Source organism: Trichormus sp. NMC-1 (assembly GCF_001858025.1).
Lineage (GTDB): Bacteria > Cyanobacteriota > Cyanobacteriia > Cyanobacteriales > Nostocaceae > Anabaena.
The window spans coordinates 142,953-169,940 of record NZ_LZQD01000010.1 but is presented as its reverse complement, the minus strand read 5'-3'; the positions used below and the strand labels follow the sequence as shown (position 1 = coordinate 169,940).

20 protein-coding genes are annotated in these 26,988 nt (G+C 40.2%); 7 read left to right on the top strand and 13 right to left on the bottom strand.

What is annotated here, in order from left to right; translation table 11 throughout:
• Window positions 1–40 precede the first annotated feature (40 nt).
• Together A9Y75_RS23620 and A9Y75_RS23615 are read right to left on the bottom strand one after the other, a co-directional pair.
• Window positions 41–871, bottom strand: a complete 831-nt coding sequence (locus tag A9Y75_RS23620; RefSeq protein ID WP_071191975.1) for a FecR family protein — start codon at window positions 869–871, stop codon at window positions 41–43.
• A gap of 5 nt (window positions 872–876) precedes the next feature.
• Complete coding sequence (locus A9Y75_RS23615) at window positions 877–1,239, bottom strand: hypothetical protein (protein WP_071191974.1); 363 nt, start codon at window positions 1,237–1,239, stop codon at window positions 877–879.
• 103 nt (window positions 1,240–1,342) lie between these two features.
• On the opposite strand from A9Y75_RS23615, the gene moaA reads away from it, so the two are divergent.
• Complete coding sequence (moaA, locus tag A9Y75_RS23610; protein ID WP_071191973.1) at window positions 1,343–2,329, top strand: GTP 3',8-cyclase MoaA; 987 nt, start codon at window positions 1,343–1,345, stop codon at window positions 2,327–2,329.
• A gap of 113 nt (window positions 2,330–2,442) precedes the next feature.
• Here moaA and rpsD read toward each other — a convergent pair whose 3' ends face one another.
• Window positions 2,443–3,051 carry a 30S ribosomal protein S4 gene (gene rpsD, locus A9Y75_RS23605; protein WP_071191972.1) on the bottom strand — a complete coding sequence of 203 codons (609 nt, stop codon included), beginning with the start codon at window positions 3,049–3,051 and terminating at the stop codon, window positions 2,443–2,445.
• A 519-nt stretch (window positions 3,052–3,570) separates the two neighbouring features.
• On the opposite strand from rpsD, the gene A9Y75_RS23600 reads away from it, so the two are divergent.
• Window positions 3,571–4,146: a hypothetical protein gene (locus tag A9Y75_RS23600; protein ID WP_071191971.1), complete on the top strand. Its 576-nt coding sequence runs from the start codon at window positions 3,571–3,573 to the stop codon at window positions 4,144–4,146.
• Between the two features lie 628 nt (window positions 4,147–4,774).
• Here the strand turns inward: A9Y75_RS23600 and hetR are convergent.
• The 8 genes from hetR to A9Y75_RS23560 form a co-directional block, all read right to left on the bottom strand.
• A complete protein-coding gene (gene hetR, locus A9Y75_RS23595; RefSeq protein ID WP_071191970.1) occupies window positions 4,775–5,674 on the bottom strand; it encodes a heterocyst differentiation master regulator HetR in 900 nt (299 codons plus the stop codon).
• A 226-nt stretch (window positions 5,675–5,900) separates the two neighbouring features.
• The gene (locus A9Y75_RS23590; protein WP_071191969.1) at window positions 5,901–8,222 is read right to left on the bottom strand and encodes a DMT family transporter; all 2,322 of its coding nucleotides are present in this window, start codon (window positions 8,220–8,222) and stop codon (window positions 5,901–5,903) included.
• 478 nt (window positions 8,223–8,700) lie between these two features.
• Window positions 8,701–9,939, bottom strand: a complete 1,239-nt coding sequence (locus A9Y75_RS23585) for an inorganic phosphate transporter (protein ID WP_071191968.1) — start codon at window positions 9,937–9,939, stop codon at window positions 8,701–8,703.
• 218 nt (window positions 9,940–10,157) lie between these two features.
• On the bottom strand, window positions 10,158–11,204 hold the full coding sequence (locus tag A9Y75_RS23580; RefSeq protein WP_071191967.1) for a zinc-dependent dehydrogenase: 1,047 nt from the start codon (window positions 11,202–11,204) through the stop codon (window positions 10,158–10,160).
• Window positions 11,205–11,260: 56 nt separating this feature from the next.
• Window positions 11,261–11,959, bottom strand: coding sequence for a hypothetical protein (locus tag A9Y75_RS23575; RefSeq protein ID WP_236721506.1), 699 nt, complete (start codon window positions 11,957–11,959; stop codon window positions 11,261–11,263).
• Between the two features lie 154 nt (window positions 11,960–12,113).
• On the bottom strand, window positions 12,114–12,593 hold the full coding sequence (locus A9Y75_RS23570) for a helix-turn-helix domain-containing protein (protein WP_071191966.1): 480 nt from the start codon (window positions 12,591–12,593) through the stop codon (window positions 12,114–12,116).
• 270 nt (window positions 12,594–12,863) lie between these two features.
• Entirely contained in the window at window positions 12,864–14,771 is a 1,908-nt protein-coding gene (gene dxs / locus A9Y75_RS23565; protein ID WP_071191965.1) for a 1-deoxy-D-xylulose-5-phosphate synthase, read from the bottom strand.
• Window positions 14,772–14,920: 149 nt separating this feature from the next.
• Complete coding sequence (locus tag A9Y75_RS23560) at window positions 14,921–15,592, bottom strand: S-layer homology domain-containing protein (protein WP_071191964.1); 672 nt, start codon at window positions 15,590–15,592, stop codon at window positions 14,921–14,923.
• A 226-nt stretch (window positions 15,593–15,818) separates the two neighbouring features.
• Between A9Y75_RS23560 and rpiA the strand changes: the two genes are divergently transcribed.
• From rpiA to A9Y75_RS23545, 3 genes are all read left to right on the top strand, one after another.
• The gene (gene rpiA, locus A9Y75_RS23555; protein WP_071191963.1) at window positions 15,819–16,529 is read left to right on the top strand and encodes a ribose-5-phosphate isomerase RpiA; all 711 of its coding nucleotides are present in this window, start codon (window positions 15,819–15,821) and stop codon (window positions 16,527–16,529) included.
• 514 nt (window positions 16,530–17,043) lie between these two features.
• Window positions 17,044–18,225, top strand: a complete 1,182-nt coding sequence (locus A9Y75_RS23550; protein WP_071191962.1) for an aldo/keto reductase — start codon at window positions 17,044–17,046, stop codon at window positions 18,223–18,225.
• A gap of 79 nt (window positions 18,226–18,304) precedes the next feature.
• The gene (locus A9Y75_RS23545) at window positions 18,305–19,672 is read left to right on the top strand and encodes a DNA cytosine methyltransferase (protein ID WP_071191961.1); all 1,368 of its coding nucleotides are present in this window, start codon (window positions 18,305–18,307) and stop codon (window positions 19,670–19,672) included.
• Between the two features lie 213 nt (window positions 19,673–19,885).
• Here the strand turns inward: A9Y75_RS23545 and A9Y75_RS23540 are convergent, their stop codons facing one another.
• The gene (locus A9Y75_RS23540; RefSeq protein ID WP_071191960.1) at window positions 19,886–21,196 is read right to left on the bottom strand and encodes a hemolysin family protein; all 1,311 of its coding nucleotides are present in this window, start codon (window positions 21,194–21,196) and stop codon (window positions 19,886–19,888) included.
• Window positions 21,197–21,515: 319 nt separating this feature from the next.
• On the opposite strand from A9Y75_RS23540, the gene mfd reads away from it, so the two are divergent.
• Together mfd and A9Y75_RS23530 are read left to right on the top strand one after the other, a co-directional pair.
• Window positions 21,516–24,992, top strand: coding sequence for a transcription-repair coupling factor (gene mfd / locus A9Y75_RS23535; protein ID WP_071191959.1), 3,477 nt, complete (start codon window positions 21,516–21,518; stop codon window positions 24,990–24,992).
• 118 nt (window positions 24,993–25,110) lie between these two features.
• A complete protein-coding gene (locus A9Y75_RS23530; RefSeq protein ID WP_071191958.1) occupies window positions 25,111–25,668 on the top strand; it encodes a Uma2 family endonuclease in 558 nt (185 codons plus the stop codon).
• 288 nt (window positions 25,669–25,956) lie between these two features.
• On the opposite strand, the gene A9Y75_RS23525 is transcribed toward A9Y75_RS23530, so the two are convergent.
• Entirely contained in the window at window positions 25,957–26,982 is a 1,026-nt protein-coding gene (locus A9Y75_RS23525; RefSeq protein WP_071191957.1) for a hypothetical protein, read from the bottom strand.
• Window positions 26,983–26,988: the final 6 nt, after the last annotated feature.

Here is a 26,988-nt window from a genome sequence, read left to right as displayed (position 1 = left end):
TGACTCCTGACTCCTGACTCCTGCTGTATTTCAAAAAAGATTAAGGAACTACTAATTCATAATCTTGTTTTTTACCTAAAGGTGTTGTCACTGTGACTGCAACGCGGCGGTTAGCTGGCATGGGAATGGTAATATCAAATTTTCCACTGCGATCAGTAGTCAGCGGTCGATTTGCGAAAATGACTAAGTTAACTGGATCAACTTTAGCAACAATTCGGGCTTGTTGATTTCCTGCCTCTTTCAGTACTTGCAAGTTTAAGCTGGTATCATTTTGCAATGGCAACGGTGCTGATGGTGGTTCTCCTGGAATCACTAAGCTCTGAAAACCTTTATTAATATACACGCTTTGTCCCTGAGCAGTTGTTGATACACTGCCGCTGAGAGTCGCTACTCCTGTGTTACCCGTGGGTTGGACACTCACACCAAATTCTGTACCTCGCACACCTGCAATCCCTGCTGGAGTCTCTATTTGCAAGCTGGAGTCTTTATGTGTAAAGGGACGCACCTTAAGCCGTACCTGTCCACTTCTCACTTGTAAATTGGTGATATGTCCACCATTTCTAGTCTGTTGGAGTTTTTGAATTTCTAGTTTTGTATTTTCGGCAACTTGAACAAAAGCAATACCAGTATCCAGCGCCAGCATACTACTAGAACGCTGGCCTGTGCTGATGCTATCTCCTACATTTTTGAGTTTTATGCCTATGCGCGCTGACCGGGAAGTTTTTCCATTTTGATAGGTTACATCTCCAGAAACACGGCGAACTTCTATGTAGCGGTTGACTCTTAGCTGGAAGTTATTCTGAGCCGATACTCGACTGATAGTCAATATTGCAATTACAAGTACACTTAATAACAGCCAGCGTTTTTTCATTTACGTCACCGAAAGTAGACCACCCTTGCATCTAATTTACGCGATCGCAAGACTATTTCTAAATTTTTTGCTGCGGCATAATTATCAAATGCACCTACATGGATAAATTTACCAAGTCGGTTCTGGGAAATAAACGCATCTGTTACACACTGTTGTATAGATTTAAGTTTTATTTCTTCATTTCCCGGAACTACGACAACGTAAGGATATTTGGATATTCGCCCTATAACAATTACTTTCCCCTGCTGGACTCTATTAAACTGCTGTGAAGAACTAGGAATTGGAAAACAATTATCTGCGTAGGCTGTAGTTCCCATTAGTTCCCAACTCAGTCCAATTACTGAACTAATCACAATTGACCATTTCATCTCATTAAAAATACTGCCGTACTATCCTTGCTACTATACTACTGATCAAGAACCAATGAGATAGTCTAGAATTCAGTCTCACCAAGCTTTGAGCTAAAAAACCATGAACCAGGTAGACTATCTCCGCATTAGTTTAATCGATCGCTGCAATTTCCGTTGTCAGTACTGTATGCCTGAAGGTGCAGAACTGAACTATATTCTCAAGCAACAACTTTTAACTGATGATGAACTCCTCACCTTAATTCAAGAGGTATTTATCCCGGTAGGTTTTACCCGTTTTCGTTTGACTGGTGGGGAACCCCTATTACGTCCTGGTGTGGTGGAGTTAGTTAGAAAAATTGCCAATCTTCCCCAAACTCAAGATTTAGCAATGACTACCAACGGGTTTTTACTAGCCCCAATGGCGCAAAATCTCTATAATGCAGGTTTGAGAAGAATTAATATTAGTTTAGATTCTCTCGACCCAGATACCTTTGAGCAAATTATCGGTAATCATGGACGTGGACGTTGGCAGCAAGTTTGGGCAGGAATTCAAGCAGCTTATCATGCTGGCTTTGACCCACTGAAGTTAAATGTGGTGGTTATTCCTGGTGTTAATGACCATGAAATTTTGGATTTAGCGGCTTTGACCATTGACAAACAATGGCACGTCAGGTTTATTGAGTTTATGCCTATTGGTAATGATCAATTATTTAGCGATCGCGGTTGGATATCTTCGGCAGATTTACGTCACAGTATCCGCGAACGTTGGGGCTTGACAGAATCTCAAATTCGTGGTAATGGACCTGCTGATGTGTTTCAAATTCCCGGAGCCAAGGGAACATTAGGATTTATCAGCCAGATGTCAGAATGTTTTTGCGATCGCTGTAACCGAATGCGTCTTTCCGCTGATGGTTGGCTACGTCCTTGCTTATTAAACGAAACTGGTCAAATTGACTTAAAAACCTCGTTACGTGCTGGTGTTAGCACTGCTCAATTACAAGAGCAAGTTAAGCACATACTCGACATCAAAGCAGAAATTAACTTTAAACAGCGCGACTCTGGTACTGTCGGCGTTTACACCCGTACCATGTCGCAAATTGGCGGTTAGTCATTAGGAACAGGGAACAGGGAACAGGGAACAGAACCAAAGAATAAACTATTGCTTTTTGCCTTTTGCCTCTGACTTCTGACTCCTGACTCCTGACTCCTGACTCCTGACTCTTACGCTTGACGTGAGTAGTATTCCACCACAAGTAGTTCATTAACTTGGAGTGCTACCCATTCTCGTTCAATCACACTGTTAACTTTACCAGTCAATTTGTTTTTATCAAATTCTAAGTGATTGGGGAGGTTAGCTAAACCAGGATATTGCAAGTTAGCTTCTACCAATTTCTTGGATGCTTCCTTATTCCTGACTGCAACTTCTTCACCGGGGCGGCACTGAAAGCTGGCAATATTGACTACACGACCATTAACAGTTATGTGACCGTGATTCACCAGTTGACGCGCTGCGGGAATGGTGGGAGCCATACCCATACGGAAAACCGTATTATCTAAACGCATTTCTAACAATTGCAGCAATACTTGTCCGGTAGAACCAGTTACACGTCTTGCTTTACGCACATAGCGTAGTAGTTGCTTTTCAGTCAAACCATAGTTCATGCGGAGTTTTTGCTTTTCCTCTAGACGGATAGCATACTCAGAGCGCTTTTTACGGTTTTGACCATGTTGTCCTGGTGGATAGGCACGTCTAGCGCTTTTCCGAGTTAATCCAGGCAAGTCGCCTAAGCGACGGACAATTCTGAGGCGTGGTCCTCTATATCGGGACATGAGTTTCCTTAATTTAATCCTGTTTAAACTTTAACCAAATATTCTATTATGACATTCCTCGAACCAATTAGCTAGAGGATTCTTGGTTGAATGAGATATCTCCTGAAAAGCGATCTCTAAATACTCGTCCTCTTGAACTAAGTAACGAGCTAAAACACTTACAAAAGACTTCATCTCCACTGTACTGACTTTAAATAGGGCTTGGCCTAAAAAGCAGTATCTTCCAAGCTTTCAGGGGTTGACCCTGCGTTCCCATGCGTCCCACGGTACGTTTAACTTAGATGTTACGAAAACACTGCTCACGCAACGTTGACTATGATTTAAGTCGTTTTCGCCACAAACTATCCACTATAGTCTAACCTGAGACCAAATTCATCCCCTGTGGTTGAGAATGGTGAAAAATCCCATCATCAGGCTTTGGAGCTACCTTAGGCAGACAATTGCGCCGAAATTCCTTGATTGTAGAGGAGTTTGAGCAGATTCTAAGTTAGCATAACCTTGGGTGTTTGGAGAATAGCCATGTTAACAACCAAAAAAGAAATTCGCAGTTTTCAGAACCACAAAAGCAATCGTACCTTGAGAATTTTGACAGCACCAGTTTTAGCTGTAGCTGGATTATTGACAACTATTCTACCGAGTATAGCTGTTACAGATTCCTATAAAAATGATTACCGAGTTTGTGCCGCAAAACTTTTGAGTGTGGGTGTCACACCACAAGCGGCATCTCAAGGTTGTGCTGAGACTTTACGGCCAAAAGAGTTGTCTACTTGTGTAGCTCAAATTAAAAAGCAGACGCAAATTAATCCTGCTGATGCCCTTAATTCCTGCAATCAAGCCCGTCGTCCTGAAGATTTAGCTGCCTGTGTAGTTGGCATTAGCAAGAGTACCCAGGAGGCAGTTAACCCAGCCGCTTTAGCCTACTGTGGGCGTAGTTTGTTGCCTGTGACATTTGCTCAGTGTGTCGTTGGCTTGCGTAAGGAAATCGATATCACCCCGATTCAAGCTTTAGATACTTGTATTGATGCTACTGATCGAGCTATCAGTATCGGGGCTGGTTCTACAACCCCACCAAGATTTACCCCCATTGGAAAGTAAACCCAACCATCATAGGTGAAGGCAACTGGGGGCAGCAAGGGTGAGAGCCGCTTACTTAAATTGACCGAAGAGGACGCTCCAGACGCGGAGAGTCGCCTGTGTCGGACGTTCGACGCAAATGGTTTCCAGCCCCCGACTACAGTCGTGGAGAAGAAAAAAGACATTCCTTGCTGGAATCCTCTGGCTTTAGACATGGGGTGTCTCCGCGTCCCCGTGTCCCCGTGTCCCCGTGTCTTCTTCAAACTGGCTTTAATTTAGGTGAGGTAAGATACCCCTGCTACAACACTCCCTGCTCCTCTGCCTCCTGTTGATTTTTGGGTGACTATCTTCGGGGTGGGAGTGTAACTTTGACCGACTACTACCACTATGTGAGAACTTTGCTTGCTACACATATTAGCCGCGCTGATGCCATGAAAAAGGGCTATCAAAAATATCTGGCTTGATTTTCATCCCCGATTAGATGTGGAGGCTCTGGCACAAATAGTTTATATCAATTCACTTAATTAAAGCTACAAATGAATCTCCGCGTCTTTTTGCGTCTTTCCATTTGTATCCATCTTAAAGTGAAACAGTATTAGTCAAGGTAGGAGCGCCAAAAATTAGAAGTAGTCTTCTAACTTTTGCGGCTTCATTCGTCTTGACTGCCAAAAACCATTTGTAAGATCATTGGCATTCCTCCATCTTGGTGATATTTATCTGCCCAAGCGCGGATAATTTCATCTAGTTCTTCCATAGCCTGATCTAACCGTTCGGCGGGAATATCTAGTTCTTCTACAGCACGCATGGCATTTGCTTTGCGTTCTGCCCAATCTTTCATCATGCGAAAGTATCGAGCAGTGTCTTCTACCATTGTGTAAGTGCGTTCCTGATCGTCTGCTGGGGCATAAAAAGGACGAGTCAGAGCGTAGAAAGGCATTCCCCAAGGAGAATCAATGCGTGTCACTGTACCTGAGTATAGTAAACGCCGCTTGATATGTTCTGCCAAGGCTTCACTCAGGGGCATTTGGTGGTGAGGTGGTAACTCCTCTTGCGATCGCTTATGTAGAAATTCAATTAACTCTAGAAACTCAAATGAGGTGACTAATTGGGCATCAGGCAGATTTTTAGGCAGCTTGCGCTCAATTTGTTTTTTTTCTTCACTTGTCAGACTTGTACCAGGTACACGGGATCTTCCTGGTAGCCAAGGATATTTTTCCATCCAGACATAGGGCAATTGAATCAAATAGCGAGGTTCTTGAGAACCCAGCATTTTTAGCAATTTGCCTTCAGTCAGAGCCAGTCTGACTTCCTCAACAATGATTTTTACTCGCTTCGGTTCTAGATGGTGCAAATGGCCTGTCATTCGCAGGTTTTGCCCCTGCTCCAGATAGGTCATGTAAATTGCACATTTAGCGGCAGTTGCGGCTGCATCTAAAAATGCTCCATGCCTATGCCCACTTGTTCGCATGGCACTAAAAGCTAGATAAAGCATGATCTGATCCATCGCACTTGGGCCAAGACGTTTGATCAGATCTATGTCGTTACTCATATTCACAGACAGATGAATGGCACGTTTACAAGAGTGGGGTTCAAATTAAATTATCTAGTATACACCAAACTGCAATATAAGTCTTCCGTCCAGATAATTAATTATGATTGAACCATGACTTTTTTTGTGATTCCCAGATACATTAACAATTTTCCCATGATTCAGCCTAGGAAAAATGACGAGAGTCAAGCTCTAGTAGGAGTTGAGTTTCATTGCTCTTTGTGATTTAGTTATTGGGACTAGAAGATTTAACTTGATTTTGCATTTTTTCAAAGCTGAAAGCTACAGCACCTAAGGTTACTAATAAAACTCCCAGAATTTGTAACAGATCCAAAGTTTCCTGAATCATTAAACCTGCAAAAATCACCGTTAAAACAGGTACAACCGCGCCGATAATTGCTGATCGTGGCGCACCTAGTTGACGAATCCCAAAGTTATTGAATAAATAAGCACAAAGAGTTAGGACACCCAACATAAAAGCACTTAGAATCACTTCCAGTAAGTTGGATGATCTAATTGCTAAACTCCAATCACTAGGTAAGGGAAGCATTAAGCAAATAAAGCTTAACAGTAACATAGTGGCGAAGTTAATTAAAGCAAAAGAAACTGGATGCAGTTGAGTGGCGCATAACCTAGTAAAAATTACATATACAGCAAAAGCTATTCCGGACATAATTCCGGAGATGGTTCCCAAAGAGGTATTGCTCATGGCTGTGGAATAAGTACTCAGGATTATTAATTCACCACAGAAAATGGTAGCGTAAGCCCCAGCACTGATTAAATTAGGACGTTCTCTAAACAGAAACCAGGCCAAGAGTCCGCTAATCAAGGGATAGATAAAGAACAGAGCGATCGCAATTCCTGTAGTTACTGTACCAATGGCAATGTAAATAAGTACTTGGGACAAAAACAAAAAGCAGCCACTCACCACTGACAATATTAAAACCCGCTTTGTTTTGGCACTATTAGGGGTGGCATTTCTGCCGACTGAATCAAATAGATTTTGCAGGTCTTGCCAAATGGGAGGATGTAATATGGGAGCCAAAAGAAGCATCAATGGCACAACTACTAATAACCTGAGCATCAAGATCAGAAAAATATTACCCAAGGTTGGGGAGATGAATTGCTGTGTCTCAAACTCTCCCAGAATCTGAGAATCTTTGTAAAAAAGCGCCTTAATAGCAACGTTGTAAAGGGACGATACCACCGTTGACAACACAACCAACAAAAAGCCCACTTGAACAGGAGACCAGTTTGGGGTGCTACGGGATCTTTGTCGTCGGCTGGTGACTTCCTGTCTGGGCTTTGGTGCAAATGGGGGTGGGGATATCGTTGTGCTTTCTGACAAGTTGGGAGTGAGGACAGAAATTGGCTCTGTTTTATTTTCCTGGGGTGGCTGTTTTGATGCAAAAGGAGGTGGGGATATCGTTGTGCTTGCTGACAAGTTGGGAGTGAGGACAGAAGTTGGCTCTGTTGTATTTTCTGGTGATGGTGTTGATTCCTGTTCTGTCCAGTTGGGAGTGGGAACCGAATTTAACTCTGTTGTATTTTCTGGTGATGGTGTTGATTCCTGTTCTGTCCAGTTGGGAGTGGGAACCGAATTTAACTCTGTTGTATTTTCTGGTGATGGTGTTGATTCCTGTTCTGTCCAGTTGGAAGTGGGAACCGAATTTAGCTCTGTTGTATTTTCTGGTGGTGTAGATTGCGGTTCTGTCCAGTTGGAAGTGAGAACCGAATTTAGCTCTGTTGTATTTTCTGGTGGTGGTGATAAAGTTACCACGGACTCTGTTGATGTCGTTTCGCTTTTTGGTAATTCCTGGGGGACTAGAGAAATGGGTTCAGTAATTATTCTCTCTGAGGATTTTTCCAAGAAACCGTTTTTGTAAGGCTCAGTCAGTTGTAATACAGTTGGCGCACCTCCTGTGACAACCTTGAGGGTAGTTGGTTCTTTGGTTTTGTCCAGTTCACCGCGTAGACGATGAATGAATTCGGCTAAAATCTCTTCCCCTTGCTGTTGTTGGTCGTACATTCGGGACAACTGCTGGGAAAGATGACTTTGATAATTTTTTAGTTCTTGTTGTAGAGAGCTAAAAGCAATTGTGACAGTATCATCAAGATTGTCCAACATTTGGCCGACATTCTCATTGATCTGACTGCTGGAATGAGTTGTGACTTCAGCAGACCTCAACGCAGATCGTTGAGAAGATTCACCTTCAATTGATTGATTAGCTAAAGTCTTCAGTGAAGATTGTAGTTGTGAAGATATGTGTTTTGCCAAAACTTCCGCCAGCTGACGAATTAAAACTTGCTGTTCGGTAATTTGTCGAGCTTGCTGTAACTTTTCTTTTTCTTCTATCAATCGTTGAATGTCGTTAGCTAAACGGGTTTTTTCAGCTTCTAAGCGCTTGACATCATCCTGCAACGACCGCAGAACATTCTGTTGCAAATTTTCTAAATCTTCGACTATATCCCAAAGGGCATTTTCTGCTGCTCTGGGTAAGTCGCCCCTGATTCGTGGGTTGTCTGGTCGCTTCTCAAATCGCCCCATGAGTTTCTAACCTCTAACACCTTGACGATAAATCAGTTATCAGTTATCAGTTATCAATTGTCAGACTGATAACTATTTACTATTTACTGATAACTATTCACTGTTGACTGTTTACTGTTCACTGATAACTGTTTCAAAGCCTTGCAGATGGTTAGGTTAATAAAAACCACAATCTGTGCGAAGTGTAAATTGCGTAACAGTTTCTGTTGCTCTGAGGAATTAAAGTATTTTTCTAGGAAAAATAGAAGATATTGCCATCCCCTGCACAATATTCTAGTAAATGACCAACAATTCTGCAAAAATATGCTGTTTAGAACTAATTGCAGAATATGGGGGTTTTTGATTGGGTAGAATTCCCATTGTAGGTAGGGGTACAGCACCGAAAATTTTATAGTGAAACAGCAATCTTGCCTACGCGGTTTCCCTAGAATGTATTGCATTCATTATGAGACCGAGTATATAAGAATCTCCATAAATTTCATTTTGAATTGAATATCATCCGGATAATGCTAAAGATAGCAGCGCTGAGAATGGCACTGATAGGGACTGTAATTACCCAGGCGGCGGCGATTCCTTGGAGGGTTTGAAATTTAATTGATTTGAGGTTCTGCACTAGTCCAATGCCCACTACGCCGCCAACGAGGGCATGGGATGTGGATACTGGTAAGCCTAAGCGGGAAGCTAGTAAGATGGTGGTGGCGGTGGCAAGTTCAGCGCAAAATCCGCTACTAGGTTGTAAGGATATGATATTTTCGCCGATGGTGGCTATAACTTTTTTACCCCAAATTGCTAAACCGACGACAATGCCAATACCACCCAGGATCAGAATCCAGATGGGGATGTTGAGTCCATTGTTGGGGACGCTACCTGTGCGCTGGATATAGGATATGACGGCTAGGGGTGCGATCGCATTCCCGACATCATTTGAACCATGTGCAAAGGCGACAAAACAAGCACTCAGGAGTTGAAATCTTCCAAATAAGCTCTCTACTGGATTTTGGATTGTGCTGTGATCTAATTGTCGCCAGCTATAAAGTGTTAGTCCTATGGCTGCGGTTGCACCTGTGAATATGGGGATGTCGTGGGGGGGTAGATTTAATCCGACTTTTTCAATTAAAAAGTTTGTCAGTGGTTGGGTGAGGGATGGTAGGACAATTACACCAAATACACTCAGTAAAATTGCGCTTAACCAGGGAATCCATTCTTGTAAATGTAGGAGGGGATTCGGTTGTTCTAAAATCCAGCGCTGAATGAGACTATAAAAAAAAGCCGCTACCATACCACTAATTACAGGTGTTAAAATCCAACCGATGGTAATTAAACCAATAGCTGACCAGTCTATAGCATTTATTCCCAAGGCTACCCAACTAAATCCAGCGATCGCACCCACAACGGCATGAGATGAGGATACAGGTAAACCGAGTGATGTGGCAATTTGTAGCCAAACTCCCGATGATATCAGTACTGCTACCATCCCTAAAAGTAAGGTTTGCGGTGTGGAGATGAATAAATCAGGGTTGGCAATTTTTGTCCCTAATGTTTCCGTTACTCCATGTCCAAATAAGACAGCACCTGTAAATTCTAGGATTCCGGCAATGATTATTGCTTGTTTGAGGGTGACAGCTTTAGAACCGACAGAAGTCCCCATAGCATTAGCTACATCATTTGCGCCAAGATTAAAAGCTACATAAAAAACTAAGAAGGCGAGAATAATCATAGTTGTCTGAACCAGAATTTATAGGATAATTGTCTGAATCAGGATTTCCACGATTTGAGGATGTACATAGTTGTCTGAATCAGGATTTACAGGATTTTGGGATTTTCAGGATTAATCTTGATTGTTTTTCATGTATTTTTTTAATCTTGTTAATCCTTTAATCCTGGGTATCCTGATTCAGACGATTTACAGGATTAATCCCCAAATCCCAACTTGATTTATGGATAAATTAGAATTTTATAAGTTTCCGGTGTGGGTGCGATCGCTTGGTCTACGGCTTGTGATAAATCTTGTAGGGGATAGCGATCGCTAATTAAGGCTTTAACATCAATCCGGCGATTAAAGACAATATCGGCTGAAAGACTTTGTAAACGGTAGGATGAACTGTAACTACCCATTAAGTCGATTTCCCGACGATACAGAATATTTGGATTAACGGGAATTGTCAATTCATCGGGAAACTCCGCGAAAAACAGAATTTTTCCACCTTTTCGGGTACAGTCTAAAGCTTGAAAAAATGCTTTATCACTGGGTACAGCTAACAAGGTGACATCTACACCCATTCCCCCAGTTAAAGCTTGAATTTTTGCAGGTAAATCAGGATCACGAGCATCAAAAGCGGCTTCTGCTCCTACTTCTAGAGCCTTTTCAATTCTAGATGGTAAGAGGTCGGTAGCGATCGCTCTGGCTCCAAAATACTTCACCAACATCATAAACATTAACCCAATTGGCCCAGCCCCAGTTATTAACACAGTTTGTCCCGGTGCAATTTGAGCCTTTTTCACCGCTTTTAAACAGCAATTAGTCGGTTCGACAAAACTCGCTTCCTCAAAACTGATCTCATCAGGAATCGGAATTAAACCCCCATTCTCCACAATATGTCCTGGTACTTTCACATACTCTGCAAAACCACCACCACTGGCGTTAAAACCTGCGGTAGTTGAGATATTTTTATAAACATCGCACATGGAGAAATTATCATTTAAGCAGTAAGCGCAACGCATACATGGTATATGGTGCATCACCGCAACCCGTTGTCCTACTGTCCAACCTTTCACCTCAGAACCTACCGCTGCAATAGTTCCAGCCGTTTCATGTCCAAATATACGTGGCGGTTCATACAAAGGATAACGAATCTTTTTAATATCTGACTGACACAAACCTACAACCCGCACCTGTACTAGCACTTCATCTGCTTCTAGTGTCGGAACTGGGACTTCTTCGTAGGATAATTGATTTACGCCTCTAAATACTTGTGCTTTCACGTTGGTTTCTTATCGTTCAACGTTACTAGATTTAGCATTTTGTGATCAACTTTAGGTTATGATATGTCAGATTTTTGTATTTTCACCCTTTCTAATTCGTCCTCTAGAGATTGTTCAAAATTTTGGAATGCTTCAACATCTGCTGAGGAAAGATATCCCCCGATTCCGCCATTCTCAAGTCTGAGAATCTCACCACGGTTGTCTTTAGCAGTAATTGTTAAAATTTCCCCTTTTTGCCAAAGTCGATATCGTGTACCCTCATAGCATCTACCACCTTCAGGTGCTGGTATACTTAGTATATCCAAGGCTTTTTTGGCAGTTTGCACAATTTCTTCAGCATAAAATTGGCAGCGAATAGTATGAGTAAATTTTGGTACTCTATTCTTTCTGTTTAAATTAGTTGTTTCTAACTTGTCAATGATCTCAGGAACACTTTTTGGAACTTTAAGCTCATTAGACTGCTCCCAAATAATTTTAATCATTGTTCCTGGATTTTGCTCATCAAGGTAAACCAGAAAATCATCCGCGTGCCAAGCTTCAATACCCCAAGGAGCTAAGGCTTCTCTGGGAAAACCATCCATGTCAACAGTAACAATGACTTCTGCCTTAGCAACTATAGCAGCAGCAATAACATGGCGATCATCTGGATTATTTGTCATATTTGCAACTAAATGCTCTGGCACTTCCACCATTGCTTCAGGAAAGTATCTCTTGATCTCCTCCTGTAAGTATGCTGCTTTAGCATCTGTTTTCATTCTTCCATTTTTTACAAGCTTGCGAGTAGCACGATCTAGAATTTCTTGTGAAAAATGAAGTTCGTATAACTATGCTTCAGCAGCACGCATCAAAGTATCACGTAAAGGCATAGGGTAGATGACACAGGAATCTAAAATTACAGAGAGTACCATTTTACTGATCTAATTCGCTACTCTCATCATCATAGAATCCCTCAGCTTCTAAAAATTGAGTGAATTGCTTCATTCCTTCCCGACGCTTGATATCGCGCTGTTCCTTATATTTCATCAAATCGTCAAAACGAACACGCCGATGTGTTCCTACTCTAATGCAAGGAATTTCACCCTGGTCTAATAACTTAATCAGATGGGGACGTGAAACTTTAAGAAGGTCTGCTGCTTTTTGGGTCGTCAGTTCTTTATCCTCAATGACTACAGATATTACTTTACCTGATGCCAGTGCATGAACAGCCTGATGTAAAACCTGATAAACAGATTCGGGAATGTGAATTTCTTTACCGTCTGCTCCTACTAGTTTTGGTTGAGAGCCTTCAAGCTGAAGTATACGTTCAAGGTGCTTGATGGATGACTGTTCCTGTTCTTGAGCCATCACTGACTCTACAGGCAGGTTCTGCCCAGATATGATGGTCTTCATTTTTTATGATTACTCTAATCAAGATATATAAAAGTATATCTTTTATATTATCTAAACGCAATATCCGAAACGACCATCAAGGAAAAACGTACTTTATGAGACTCAGGATACGCTGGATTCAAGAATGTAGAGGAAGAAAATAATTAAATCGGGTAAATCCTCAAATCCTGTAAATCCTGATTCTGACTCTAGGATCAAGGAAGGCAGAGCCTTCAGGAATTCATTCCCATACAGAGTATGGGAACGAGAAAACGAGAAAAAGAAAATTATTTAGACAACAACAGCAGCTTGTTTCTTAAAGAAAGCTTGCAAAACAGTTTCTGAAATTTGCCGACTAGTTAAACCTAACGCTGCATAAGATTCCTCTGGTGTGGCATGATCTACCAAAATATCTGGTACACCAATCCGCTTCACAGGAACCAAAACATCAGCATCCATTAAAGCCTCAGCCACCGCAGAACCAAAGCCACCCATCAAACAGCCTTCTTCCAAAGTGACAACTCGGCCAATTTGTTTAGCCAAAGGTAAAATCAACTCAGTATCCAAAGGTTTAACAAACCGGGCATTAATCACAGTAGCTTCAATGCCATGTTCGCTGAGAATTTCCGCCGCTTGCATACTGGGGTAAACCATTGTGCCGTAACCGACGATTAACACATCATCACCCTGACGGAGAATTTCCCCTTTACCGATTTCCAAAGGTTCCCAACCTTCTTCCATCAAAGGGACACCATGACCATTACCGCGAGGGAAACGCATAGAAATGGGGCTACTGGTGTGATTAATACCAGTCACCACCATCCGTTGTAATTCCGCTTCGTCCTTGGGAGCCATTACTACCATGTTGGGAATACAACGTAGATAGGCGATGTCATACATACCTTGGTGAGTAGGACCATCAGCACCAACAATACCCGCCCGATCTAAACAGAAGAATACAGGCAGGTTTTGGATGCAGACATCGTGAATAATTTGGTCAAAGGCGCGTTGTAAGAAAGTGGAATAGATAGCAGCAACGGGGCGCATTCCTTCACAGGCTAAACCAGCCGCTAAAGTCACAGCGTGTTGTTCAGCAATACCCACATCAATATATTGATTGGGTAATTTAGCTTGGAGTTTATCTAAACCTGTACCGGTGGCCATTGCTGCCGTAATCCCGACGATTTTGGGATTTTGTTCTGCCAGTTTCACCAAAGTGTGAGAAAAGACTTTAGCGTAAGCTGGAGGTTTGGGTTTACTGGAAGGAATAGCCTTACCAGTGCTTAAGTTAAAGGGGGTTTGGGCGTGGTAGCCTACTTGGTCTTTTTCAGCTAATTCATAGCCTTTACCTTTAGTTGTCACCACATGAACCAAAACCGGGCCAATAATTTGATGTGCTTGTTGGAAGGTAGCAATCAATTCTTCTAAATTATGTCCATCTACAGGCCCCATGTAGGTAAAACCCAGTTCTTCAAAAACTGCACCTACTTTAGGAACCGCTAAACGCTTCATTCCTTCTTTGATGCGTTCGAGTTCTGGGGAAAGAGATTCACCAACAAAAGGAATGTGTTTGAACTGTTCCTCTAAATTATCTTTGATAAATTGCACCGGTGGGCTGAGGCGCATTTTGTTGAGATAGCGGGGAATAGCACCAACGTTGGGGGAGATGGACATCTCATTGTCATTGAGAACCACCAACAGGTTAGTTTTGGGTAAGTGTCCAGCATGGTTGATGGCTTCTAAAGCCATACCACCGGTTAAAGCACCATCTCCAATCACAGCAACGGCTTTAAATTTTTCCCCTTTTAAGTCGCGGGCTAAAGCCATACCTAGGGCGGCTGAGATACTGGTAGAAGCGTGTCCGGCACCAAAGTGGTCAAACTTGTTTTCACAACGCTTGAGATAACCTGCAACTCCGTCTTTTTGTCTGAGAGTGTGGAAGTCACTGTAGCGTCCTGTGAGTAGTTTGTGGGGATAAGCTTGATGTCCCACATCCCAAATGACTTTATCCCGATCTAAGTCTAAAGTCTGGTAAAGTCCAATGGTTAATTCTACAACTCCCAAACCGGGGCCTAAATGCCCCCCAGTTGCTGCTACGGTTTGTAAGTGCTTATCTCGAATTTGACGAGCAATTTGTTGCAATTGGCGAATCGACAAACCATGCAACTGGTTAGGATGGGTAATTTCACTCAGGTGCATATTATACGGTTTTCCTCTCTATACTCTACTTTTGGCATTAATTAGATTTTCCCACTTCAGGTGGCTACAAAAAGCTGGCAGTCATTAATGTTGTTTGTAGAAGTATAACTTTGGTGAGTTATCCGCAACAATTTCTCGTCATCTCCCTATCATAATTGGGGTACTCCCAGGACTACTGGTGTCTCTGGTTGTTTCTGTTGGCGTTGCAAATATTTACTTAAGACGTAAGCCATGTCACCACGGTTCATGGGGCGTAATGGGTTAATATTACCTTGGCTATCTGTGTTGATAAATTCTTCACTGACTACGGTAGCGATCGCTTTTCTGGCCCAAGTGGGTATAGCCTCTGCATCTGGGTGTGCTGTCAAAATTTCGTTGACGGTATCGTTGGGAAACTGAAACACTCCATAGGCCTGGGCAAAAATTGCTAAACCTTCAGCCCTAGTTATCTTCTGATTGGGAAAGAACATATTCCCGCGATAGCCTTTCATGATGTCGGTTTTCAGCACTGTGCGAATGTCTTGATATGCAGGATGAGAATTTGGCACATCTGCTATAAATATTACATTTTTTTGTTGAGCAGCTAGGCGCTTTTCTAAACGAAAGGCTTTCACTAAAATTGATGCTAATTCAGCCCGACTAATTAACCTGTCTGGATAAAATTGACCATCTGGAGAATTGGTAATTAAATTGGCGTTAATCACCTTTTGTATATAATCTGCGCTTGTAACAGGTAGTTGTTCTGTGGTTTTTGCCTGTGCAATTACTGGGTAGGTTTGCAGTAGGCTGACTAAACTTAATGTACCTAGGATTTTTTTCATGTCAACTATGATTTTAGAAACGCATGATTGGTGTTGACGTTTTTTGAATAACTGAAGTTGCCGATTTTTGATATCATTAATTATGAGTATTTTTTATGTATAATTTGAAAGTTTTTATCTGGGAAATATAACCAATTACCTATTACCTATTACCCATTACCAATTTTGTAGTATAGTCGGCTGTGATAGTGTCTTTCCCAAAGTTAATTTTTCAGGAGTTTTGAGAATGTCCGTAGCAGCAGACCCCGTGAAGTTGATGAAGCAAGAAGTTGGCAAAGCCGCCGCCGCCCTGGTAAAATCGGGTTCTATAGTTGGATTGGGTACGGGGTCAACTACAGCCTACACAATTCAGTATTTAGGAGAACGCCTCAAGTCGGGTGAACTCAAAGATATTGTTGGTATCCCCACCTCTTTTCAGTCGGAAGTTCTAGCAAAACAGTACGGCGTTCCTCTCACCACTCTCGACGCTATTGACCATATTGATATTGCCATTGATGGTGCTGATGAAGTAGATCCCCACAAAAACTTGATTAAAGGCGGTGGTGCAGCACATACCCGCGAAAAAGTGGTAGATTATCTGGCAGAGCAGTTTATTGTTGTAGTCGATGCTGGTAAGTTAGTAGACCGCTTGGGTTCTAGTTTCGCTGTCCCAGTGGAAGTTATTCCTATGGCTATTACCCCCGTTCTCAATGCAATTAAAAAACTCGGTGGTAAACCTGAACTCCGCATGGGTGTAAGAAAAGCCGGCCCAGTCATCACCGACCAAGGTAACATGGTTGTAGATGTGAGATTTGACAATATTAGCGACCCTGTGAATTTAGAGAAAACACTGAATAATATTCCTGGTGTTTTGGAAAATGGCATCTTTGTAAATTGTGTTGATTTGGTTTTGATTGGCGAAGTTATCGATGGTAAGCCTGTTGTCCGCCAAATGTAGTTAATCGACACTTTCAGGTCAAGTCGCTTCTCTACGAGACGCTGCGCGAACGCTCCAATTAAAAATTATTAATTAAAAATTGCAACCAGTGGGGGCTTGTACCCACCACTGATTGTAGATCACTGAATCTTTGATTCAGTGGGGGCTTGCACCCAAAATTAATTAATTAAAAATTATTATTAATCTTAAATTTTTAATTTTTAATTTTTAATTTTTAACTTTTAATTAAAAAAAGGTCAAAAATTCAAAATGAAGGGTGTGTTAGCCGCAGTAGCAACAATTGAAGTTAGCTATATAGTAAAGTAACGCACCCTCAAATTTGATGAATTATTGAATTAGGTTATGTAGCAGGTGACAGGTGACAGATGACAGGTGACAGATGACAGGTGACAGTGTGAAAAGTGTTTTGGTGTCTAGGTTTTCTAATAAGTTGGTATTCTAACCACCTTGCCGGTTGTTATAGTTGTAAATATTAAATATTCAAAATCCCCAATTCAAAATCTAAAATTCCGCAATGCTATATAAAAGATTTGGACGCACAGAATTACAAATGCCCGTGTTTTCCTGCGGGGGAATGCGATATCAATTTAAATGGCAAGATGTTACACTAGAAGAAATTCCAGCAGATAATCAAGAAAACTTAGAAGCGACGATTCGTCGTGCATTAGAAGTTGGGATTAATCACATTGAAACTGCCCGTGGTTACGGAACATCAGAAATGCAATTGGGTAAAATCCTGCCCCAGTTTCCCCGTGAGAAATTAATAGTTCAGACTAAAGTTTCTCCTGTGGCAAATCCTGAAGAATTCCGCAAAACTTTGGAAAAATCTTTGGCTTATCTCCAGTTAGATTATGTTGATTTGCTGGGTTTACATGGCATTAATGATGCAGAAAGTTTGGATAATAGTATTCGTAAAGATGGTTGTTTAGAAGTAGCGAAACAGTTACAAGCTGAGGGCAAAGTTAGATTTATTGGCTTTTCTACTCATGGGGCTACAGATTTGATTATACAGGCAATTAATACTAATCAATTTGATTATGTGAATTTGCATTGGTACTATATTAATCAATGGAATTGGACTGCTATTGAAGCTGCTAATAAATTAGATATGGGTGTGTTTATTATTAGTCCATCTAATAAAGGCGGGTTATTATATCAACCATCTACAAAGTTAGTTGATTTGTGTGCGCCTTTGAGTCCAATGGTGTTTAATGATTTATTTTGTTTGAGTCATCCCCAAGTGCATACATTGAGTATAGGGGCAGCAAAACCGAGTGATTTTGATGAACATTTAAAGACTTTAGAATTGTTAGATAAAGCCGAGGAAATTTTACCACCAATTCTTGAACGTTTAGAAAATGCAGCCATAGAAATTTTAGGAGAAGATTGGGTAAAAACCTGGGAAACTAATTTACCAACTTGGGAAAAAACACCAGGACAAATAAATATACGGGTGATTTTGTGGTTGTTAAACTTAGCTTTGGCTTATGACATGATCGAATATGGCAAAATGCGCTATAACCTTTTAGGTAATGGTAATTCCTGGTTTCCTGGTAATAAGGCTGATAAGTTAGCAGAATTAGATTTGCGAGAATGTCTTGTTAATAGTCCCCACGCTGAAAAAATTACGCAGATGTTAGCGAAAGCCGAGGAGATGTTAGGGGGTGCAGAGGTGAAGCGGTTGTCTCAAAGTTGAGGACTAGAAACTTCGTATATTTGATGATATACTAGATTTTCATATATCAATAGTTAGTTGATAAAATTAGCTAACACACATGAAATCTATATTTTTGCAAATACCAAAACAAATAGAATTACCTCTACAGTTTGTCACTAACCAAAAACAATTCACCTTTATCGATCTCTTTGCTGGTATTGGTGGATTTAGAATCGCTTTAGATAAACTAGGTGGTCAATGTTTAGGCTATTCTGAAATAGATAAACAAGCTATTAAAGTTTATCAGCAAAATTTTATCAGTTACTTCAATAAAAATGAAATTGAGTTAGGAGATATTACACAAATTAGTGAACTTCCGCCGAATATTGACATAATTGTTGGTGGTGTTCCCTGTCAACCTTGGTCTGTTGCGGGTTGTTTACGGGGATTTGAAGATCCGAGAGGAAAATTATGGTTTGATGTAATTCGACTGGTGAATAAAAATCAACCCAAAGGTTTTATATTTGAAAATGTTAGTGGATTAGCAAGTCCTAAAAACCGAGATAATTTGGAACTAATTCTCAATGAATTGACAAATATAGGATATTGCGTTAAATGGAAAGTTATTAATGCTTACGATTTTGGTTTACCTCAAAATAGAGAGAGAGTTTTTATTGTTGGGACTAGACGGGATATAGAAAGATCTCAAGAGTATAAATTCCCTAATCCTTTGAATATTCACCCAAAAGTTTTAGATATCTTAGATGATTTTAAAAATGTCAAAGTTATTGAGAAAGTTAAATTAGATGCAGATACTTTATTTAAAGGTATGATTCCACCATCAAGAACTCGATTTCAGAAAGATGATGAGTTAAATGATTTTTTCATTTTTTCTGATTTAAGAAATGGGCATACAACAATTCACTCTTGGGATATTATCGACACTACTAATAGAGAGAAACTAATTTGTTTGACTCTTTTGAAATATAGAAGAAGCAAAAAATATGGAAATAAAGATGGTAATCCTTTATCTTTTGACAATTTTCGAGAAATAATCAATGATATACAAATAAATGAATTGAATTCATTGGTTGAAAAAGGAATATTGCGGTTAATCGGTGATCACAAGTTTGAATTTGTGAATTCTAAAAATATGACAGGTATTAATAATATTTATAGAATTATTTTACCTACTGCTGATATTTTCCCGACTTTAACTGCTACTGGTGCTAAAGACTATATCGCAACAGTATCTATTCATGCTAATAATCCACAGGAATATAAAAATCTTTTCTTAGAAAAAATTTATCAACCGCAGAAATATATACCAATTACAGCAAAACACGCTTGTAAATTACAAGGTTTTCCTAGAGATTTTGAATACCATAAAAAAGATGAAGTAGCTAAGAAACAGTTTGGTAATGCTGTTCCTGTACCTGTGGTTGAGTATGTAGCTAAAGAATTATTGAAAATTCTTGATATCTAACTAATTTGGATAAAAAATATCATGAAATTCTTCTGCAAAATTTTCTTGTCCTAATTCAATAAAATTTTTTAGATTTTCCTTGATAATTTGTTTGGTAGAGTCATCCATATTTCATTATGAGTAATTAAATTCATCTACATAAATAATAAAGCAAGGTGAATAGATAATTGCTAATTTATCACCAATTACCAATCACCTATCACCTATCACTAATTACCCATGATGATTTCCCTTTGGCACGACTAGTACTTTATCAACACGATTTCCATCCATGTCCATGACTTCAAAACGCATACCTACCCATTCAAAATGGTCTGCTGCTGCGGGGATACGTCCTAAATGGGTGATCACAAGTCCACCTAATGTTTGATAACTACCTCTTTCGTCGGGTTCCAATTCGTCGAGATCGAAAAGTTCCAAAAACTCTTCTATAGGCAACATCCCATCTACAAGCCAGGAACCATCTTCTCTTTGTACAGCTTCTGGTTGATCCTGTCCTGGTTCTGCGGGTACATCACCGACGATTTCACTCATGATGTCATTGAGAGTGACTAAGCCTTGAATTACGCCATATTCATCGACTACTAGCGCCATGTGAGTAATAGTTTGTTTGAATAACTCCAAAACTTTTAAACCACGGGTGCTTTCCGGTACAAATACAGGCTGACGTAATCCTACTGTTAAGTCTAAAGGTTCACCCCGAAAACTGCGGGCTAATAAGTCGGTGACGGGAATTACACCCAGGACATTATCAAGTCCTTCTTGACAAACTGGATAGCGGGAATAGGCACTCTCCACCATTTTCTGGCGGTTTTCTTCTGGGGGATCTTCTAAGTCTAGCCAGACTATATCAGGACGTGGTGTCATTAAGTAACTGACAGGACGATCACCTAAACGAAAAACTCGTTCTACCATATCCTGTTCGGCTTCCTCAAAGGTTCCCGCTTCTGTCCCTTGTTCTATTAAAATTTTGATTTCTTCTTCAGTGACTTGAGGTTCAGTAGAGGGTGTAATTCCCAATATTCGCAGCACCAAATCTGTAGATGCACTCAAAAGATATACTATGGGCGAAGTTATACTTGCTAAAGCTCGCATGGGGACGGCGACAAGGGCGGCAATTTTTTCTGGGTTGTTTAATGCCAGCCGTTTGGGTACGAGTTCACCAACTATGAGGGAAAAATATGTAATCAGTAAGACGACTACACCAAATGCGATCGCACCACTATAATTTGCTAAAACTGGGACTAGCTTCACATACTCTTCTAGTCTTTTGGCAATGGTAGCACCGCCGAAGACACCATTAAGAATATTGATCAGTGTAATCCCCACCTGGACGATAGACAAGAAATGATTGGGAGATTCTGCTAGTTGTAGTGCAGCCCTGGCGTTGATATCTCCTTGATTAGCCAACTGTTGTAGTCTAACTTTTCGGGCTGAGACTACGGCCATCTCCGACATAGAAAATAAGCCGTTGGCAATAATTAGCACTAAAATGATTAAAATTTCAAAAGTGATGGAAGACATTGTTGATAATTGCCGCTAAAAAGAGCGAAGGTAGCTCAAACCCTAGTATCTAGTATTAAAGACGTTTCTATAAATGCTTTGAGTATACATAAAGTAGTAGTTATGATTATGCCCTTTTATTCGCAAAGCGGCTGTTAACCCTTTTAGAATAGTTAACATAAACTTCTTATAGATTTTTTCATCCCCTAATACCGTTTTACTTTAAGGTTGATACAAATGGACAGACGCGGGGACACGGGGACACGGGGACGCGGAGATTCATTTGTAGCTTTGCTCCCAGTGAATTGATATAACGACGTTCCAACTAAGCTGATAATTTATGGCTTTTTCTTCTATTGTGCGTGCTTTGGCGCGATCGCCTCTCACCGCAGAACTAATTACCAAACTCAACAAACAACAAGAATTGCGGTTAAATGGCATTTCACGTCTACCGAAGGGATTGGTAGCTTCAGCTTTAGCAACCCATGAAGACAAGGATTTGTGTGTGGTGTGTGCCACTCTAGAGGAAGCTGGCCGGGTTTTCGCTCAAATGGAAGCAATGGGATGGAAAACTGTCCACTTTTACCCTACATCTGAAGCTTCCCCTTATGAACCTTTTGACCCAGAAAATGAGCTAAGTTGGGGTCAAATGCAGGTTTTGGCTGATTTGGTCAGTAGGAGCGCCAAAACTCAGCAAAGTCCAAAAATGGCCATTATTGCGACTGTGGGCGCTTTACAGCCACATTTACCACCGCCAGCAGCGTTTAAATCTTTCTGTCTAACTTTGAAAAAGGGGCTGGAATTTGATTTAGATGCTTTTAGCAAAAAAATCACCATGCTGGGGTATGAACGAGTTCCGCTGGTGGAAACGGAAGGACAATGGAGTAGACGCGGGGATATTGTCGATGTGTTTCCGGTGTCCTCTGAGTTGCCTGTGCGTTTGGATTGGTTTGGAGATGATATTGAACAAATTCGGGAATTTGACCCCACTACTCAGCGTTCTGCACTGGATAAAATTAACGAAATAACTCTTACTCCTATTAGCTTTGCACCGATTATTTTAGACGCACTTAAAGATTTACCAAATGTAGAGACGTTCCATGGAACGTCTCTACAAGAGTTAGGAACATTAGAAGGTAGTCGGCGGTTTTTGGGGTTGGCTTTTGCAAAACCTGCTTCTCTGCTGGATTATTTACCAGAAAATACTCTCCTGGCTATTGATGAGCCTGAACAATGTTATGCTCATAGCGATCGCTGGGTGGAGAATGCACAGGAACAATGGGAACTCTTAACCGGGAACGGGGAAAATGACCAACTACCTAAAATTCATTGTTCGTTTGATGAGTGCATAGCTGAAGCTGGCAATTTTAACAAGTTATATTTATCGGAATTGGCTGAAGAAAATGGTGGTCTCAATTTAGCGAGTAGACCTTTACCTGTGACACCTCACCAATTTGCCAAGTTAGCTGAGACAATTAGACAAGAGCGCGATCGCAATTTTTCGATTTGGTTACTTTCTGCTCAACCTTCCCGTTCGGTTTCTCTTCTCCAAGAACACGATTGTCCCGCCCAGTTTATCCCCAATCCCCGCGATTATCAAGCCATTGATAAACTACAAATTAATCATACGCCTACCGCGCTTAAATATTCCGGTTTGGCAGAATTAGAAGGTTTTATTTTACCTTCTTTCCGGTTGGTTATTGTCACAGATAGAGAGTTTTATGGACAACATTCTTTAGCTAATTTTGGCTATGTCCGTAAACGTCGTCAAGCTGCATCTAAACAAGTTGATCCCAACAAATTACGTCCTGGGGATTTTGTTGTACATCGCAGTCATGGAATCGGTAAATTTGTCAAGTTAGAAAGTTTGACAATTAATGATGAAACCCGTGATTATTTAGTTGTTCAATATGCCGATGGTTTGTTAAGAGTTGCTGCTGACCAAGTTGGTTCTTTGTCTCGTTTTCGCGTCAGTGGAGATAAAGCCCCGGAATTACATAAAATGACCGGCAAAGCTTGGGATAATACGAAGAACAAAGTCCGCAAAGCGATTAAAAAACTAGCAGTAGATTTGTTAAAGTTGTATGCAGCGCGATCGCAACAACAAGGTTTTTCCTATCCCGCAGATATGCCTTGGCAAGAAGAAATGGAAGATTCTTTCCCCTATCAACCTACCACAGATCAGCTAAAAGCGGTACAAGATGTCAAACGGGATATGGAAAGCGAAAGACCGATGGATCGGTTAGTATGTGGTGATGTCGGGTTTGGGAAAACGGAAGTAGCAATTCGGGCTATTTTCAAAGCTGTCACCGCAGGAAAGCAAGTTGCACTTTTAGCCCCAACGACAATTTTAACTCAACAACATTATCACACAATTAAAGAACGTTTTTCACCTTATCCTATTAATATCGGTTTACTGAATCGGTTTCGCAGTCCAGAAGAAAAACGCAATATTCAAAAGCGGCTCGCAACTGGAGAATTAGATATAGTTGTGGGAACACATCAGTTATTAGGTAAAGGTGTGCAATTTAAAGATTTAGGACTTTTAGTAATTGACGAAGAACAAAGATTTGGAGTTAATCAAAAGGAGAAAATCAAAAGCCTAAAAACGCAAGTTGATGTTTTAACTCTTTCTGCAACTCCTATTCCCAGAACTTTATATATGTCTTTATCGGGAATTCGGGAAATGAGTTTAATTACAACTCCACCTCCCACCAGAAGACCAATTCAAACTCATCTCGCACCTTTAAACCCAGAAATTGTCAGAAGTGCAATTCGTCAAGAATTAGATCGGGGTGGACAGGTTTTTTATGTAGTACCGCGAGTAGATGGAATTGAAGAAACCACTGCAAATTTGCGGGAAATGGTACCAGGAGGAAGATTTGCGATCGCACATGGTCAAATGGACGAAAGCGAGTTAGAATCAACCATGCTGACTTTCGGTAATAATGACGCTGACATTCTTGTTTGTACAACAATTATCGAATCTGGTTTAGATATTCCGCGAGTTAATACCATCTTAATTGAAGATGCTCACCGTTTTGGTTTATCTCAATTATATCAATTACGGGGACGGGTAGGACGTGCGGGAATTCAAGCTCACGCATGGTTATTTTACCCCAAACAACGAGAATTATCCGATGCAGCCAGACAAAGATTAAGAGCAATTCAAGAATTTACTCAACTCGGTTCTGGATATCAATTAGCAATGCGAGATATGGAAATTCGCGGTGTGGGTAATTTGCTAGGTGCAGAACAATCTGGTCAAATGGACGCAATTGGCTTTGATTTGTACATGGAAATGTTAGAAGAAGCAATTCGAGAAATTAGAGGTCAAGAAATACCCAAAGTTGAAGATACACAAATTGACCTTAATCTCACCGCATTTATTCCTTCAACCTACATTACTGATCTTGATCAAAAGATGAGTGCTTATCGCGCTGTAGCCACTGCAAAATCCAAATATGAATTAAAATTAATTGCTGCTGAATGGACTGATAGATATGGCACTATACCTGTGCCGGCAAATCAATTATTGCGAGTAATGGAATTAAAACAATTAGCCAAAAATCTGGGATTTAGCCGCATTAAACCAGAGAATAAACAGCACATTGTTTTAGAAACTCCCATGGAAGAACCAGCTTGGAATTTGTTAGCTGAGAATTTAAAAGAAAGTATGCGTTCTCGTTTTGTTTATTCTCCTGGAAAGGTGACAGCAAGAGGTTTAGGTGTGTTTAAAGCGGAACAACAATTGCAGACTTTAATAGAGGCTTTCGGGAAAATGCAAGGTGCAATTTCTGAAGCTGCTTTGGTTTAATTTCGTAGGTTGGGTTGACGCAAGGAAACCCAACATTATTAATACTGTTGTTGGGTTGCGCTATCGCTTAACCCAACCTACTGTGAAATAAACAATTAAAATTCAAATAGAGGTGACAATGGTTTTACAATTACTCAGACACCAATTTACAGTTAAGCAATTTCACCAAATGGGTGAATCTGGGATTTTGTCAGAAAATGACCGAGTAGAATTAATTCGGGGAGAAATGATTGATATGTCACCTATTGGAAGAAGACACGCAGGTTGTGTCAATAGATTAGTTAATCTCCTAATTCAGCTTTTAGGAAAACGGATTATTCTTGCACCTCAAAATCCAGTAGTTTTAGATGAAACTTCTGAACCGCAACCAGATATAGCATTATTAAAACCGCGTCCAGATTTTTATAGAAATTCACACCCCCAACCAGAAGATATATTTTTGTTAATAGAAGTTGCCGATACAACGCTAAAATATGATCGGGAAATAAAAATTCCTTTGTATGCAGAAGCCAATATTCCTGAAGTTTGGTTAGTAGATGTTAATCAGGAAATTATAGAAGTATATCGAAATCCTATTCAGGGAGTTTATCAGGATGTACAGAAGTTAGTGAAAAATCAAAGTTTATCAATTTTAGCTTTTCCTGATGTGAGTATTAATGTAAGTGAGATATTTTAAGGATCATCTTTTCTAGTGTAAAATATAATTATTTATCAAACTAGTATTCATTAAATATAAAAATTAATGCTATACCACTGATTAGGAAAAATATTTTTGATCATGTTCAAAAATACATAATAGCCTGTGGAAAAAATAAAAATTCTGATGGTTATTACCTACTACATAAAACAGCAGTGGATAGTATATGTGCCACAATTCTCGCTGCTTGTGAAGATTTTTTTAACGAGAATATAGAATTTTGCTATGGAGATATTCTTTTAATAACTACTGATACAGAGCATATTCTTACTGTTGCACCTGCCCAGGATAATTTAAATTAGGTGGTAAATTAGATTGAGGTAATTGACTTGGCTGTTGTAAACTATTATTAGCATTAATTCCATATCCGACTGGAGCCGTCGAGTTGACAATACCTTGACTGGGAACTTGAACAGGATAAGTATTATTAGGTAAAGCAGATGTTCCTGTTGTTGATATTCCTATATTAGGCGTTGTCTGAATGCTATTCAAATTACCGTAAGAATTTTGTGGTGAGTTAGTTACTTTTAATTGATTATAGCCCATAATCGAACCAGAGGGTAAACCCTGATTAGGTAAGCTGTTAGTAGGTGAAATTGGGCTTACTCCTACATTGCTAATAGCAGGATTTAGTTGCGTATTACTCCATTTTTTGATTGCTGCTTCTAAAGGACTAATCACAACAGTGCTTTGATTATTTGTAGTCTGATTAGTAGTTAATCCCTGGTTTAAATTAGAAACATCTGTTATTGCTGTTGGTTCTGGAGATATCGGCGAATTATTCGTATCTAAAAACCGACTTTTATAATCACTATTTTCAATTTTTAATAAATTTTCTGCCTGCACCACAAAAGGATTTTTTTCAGGTTGTGAACTAATACTATTAGCTATCCCCAGGATAGACTTATATTTGTCTTCATCAGCAGCATTTTTTTGATTAATTACATCTTCTATAAATGAGTCACTATTATTTGGCTGAATCTTACTTGGGAAGGTAGTTACATTTGCAGATACAGATGCTTGTTCAAAATCATTTAACAAAGTCGGCATATTATCAATATCTGCGGCAATAGCTTTATCTTCTTCTGAAAGTGAAGTTTCAGCAGTTTTTTCAGCAGCAGCTTTTTTAGTTTGTAGTTTAGTAAAAAGCTCTGGATTGAGCCAATATTCCCGAATTACCAGTACTATAACTAATAAAAAAACTCCTGTTACCCAAAAACTAGGGCGCAAGAAATTTGATAACCTGGCTTTGAAATAACGTAAGTAGGCAGGAGGATAGTTACGATCTGACATAAGATA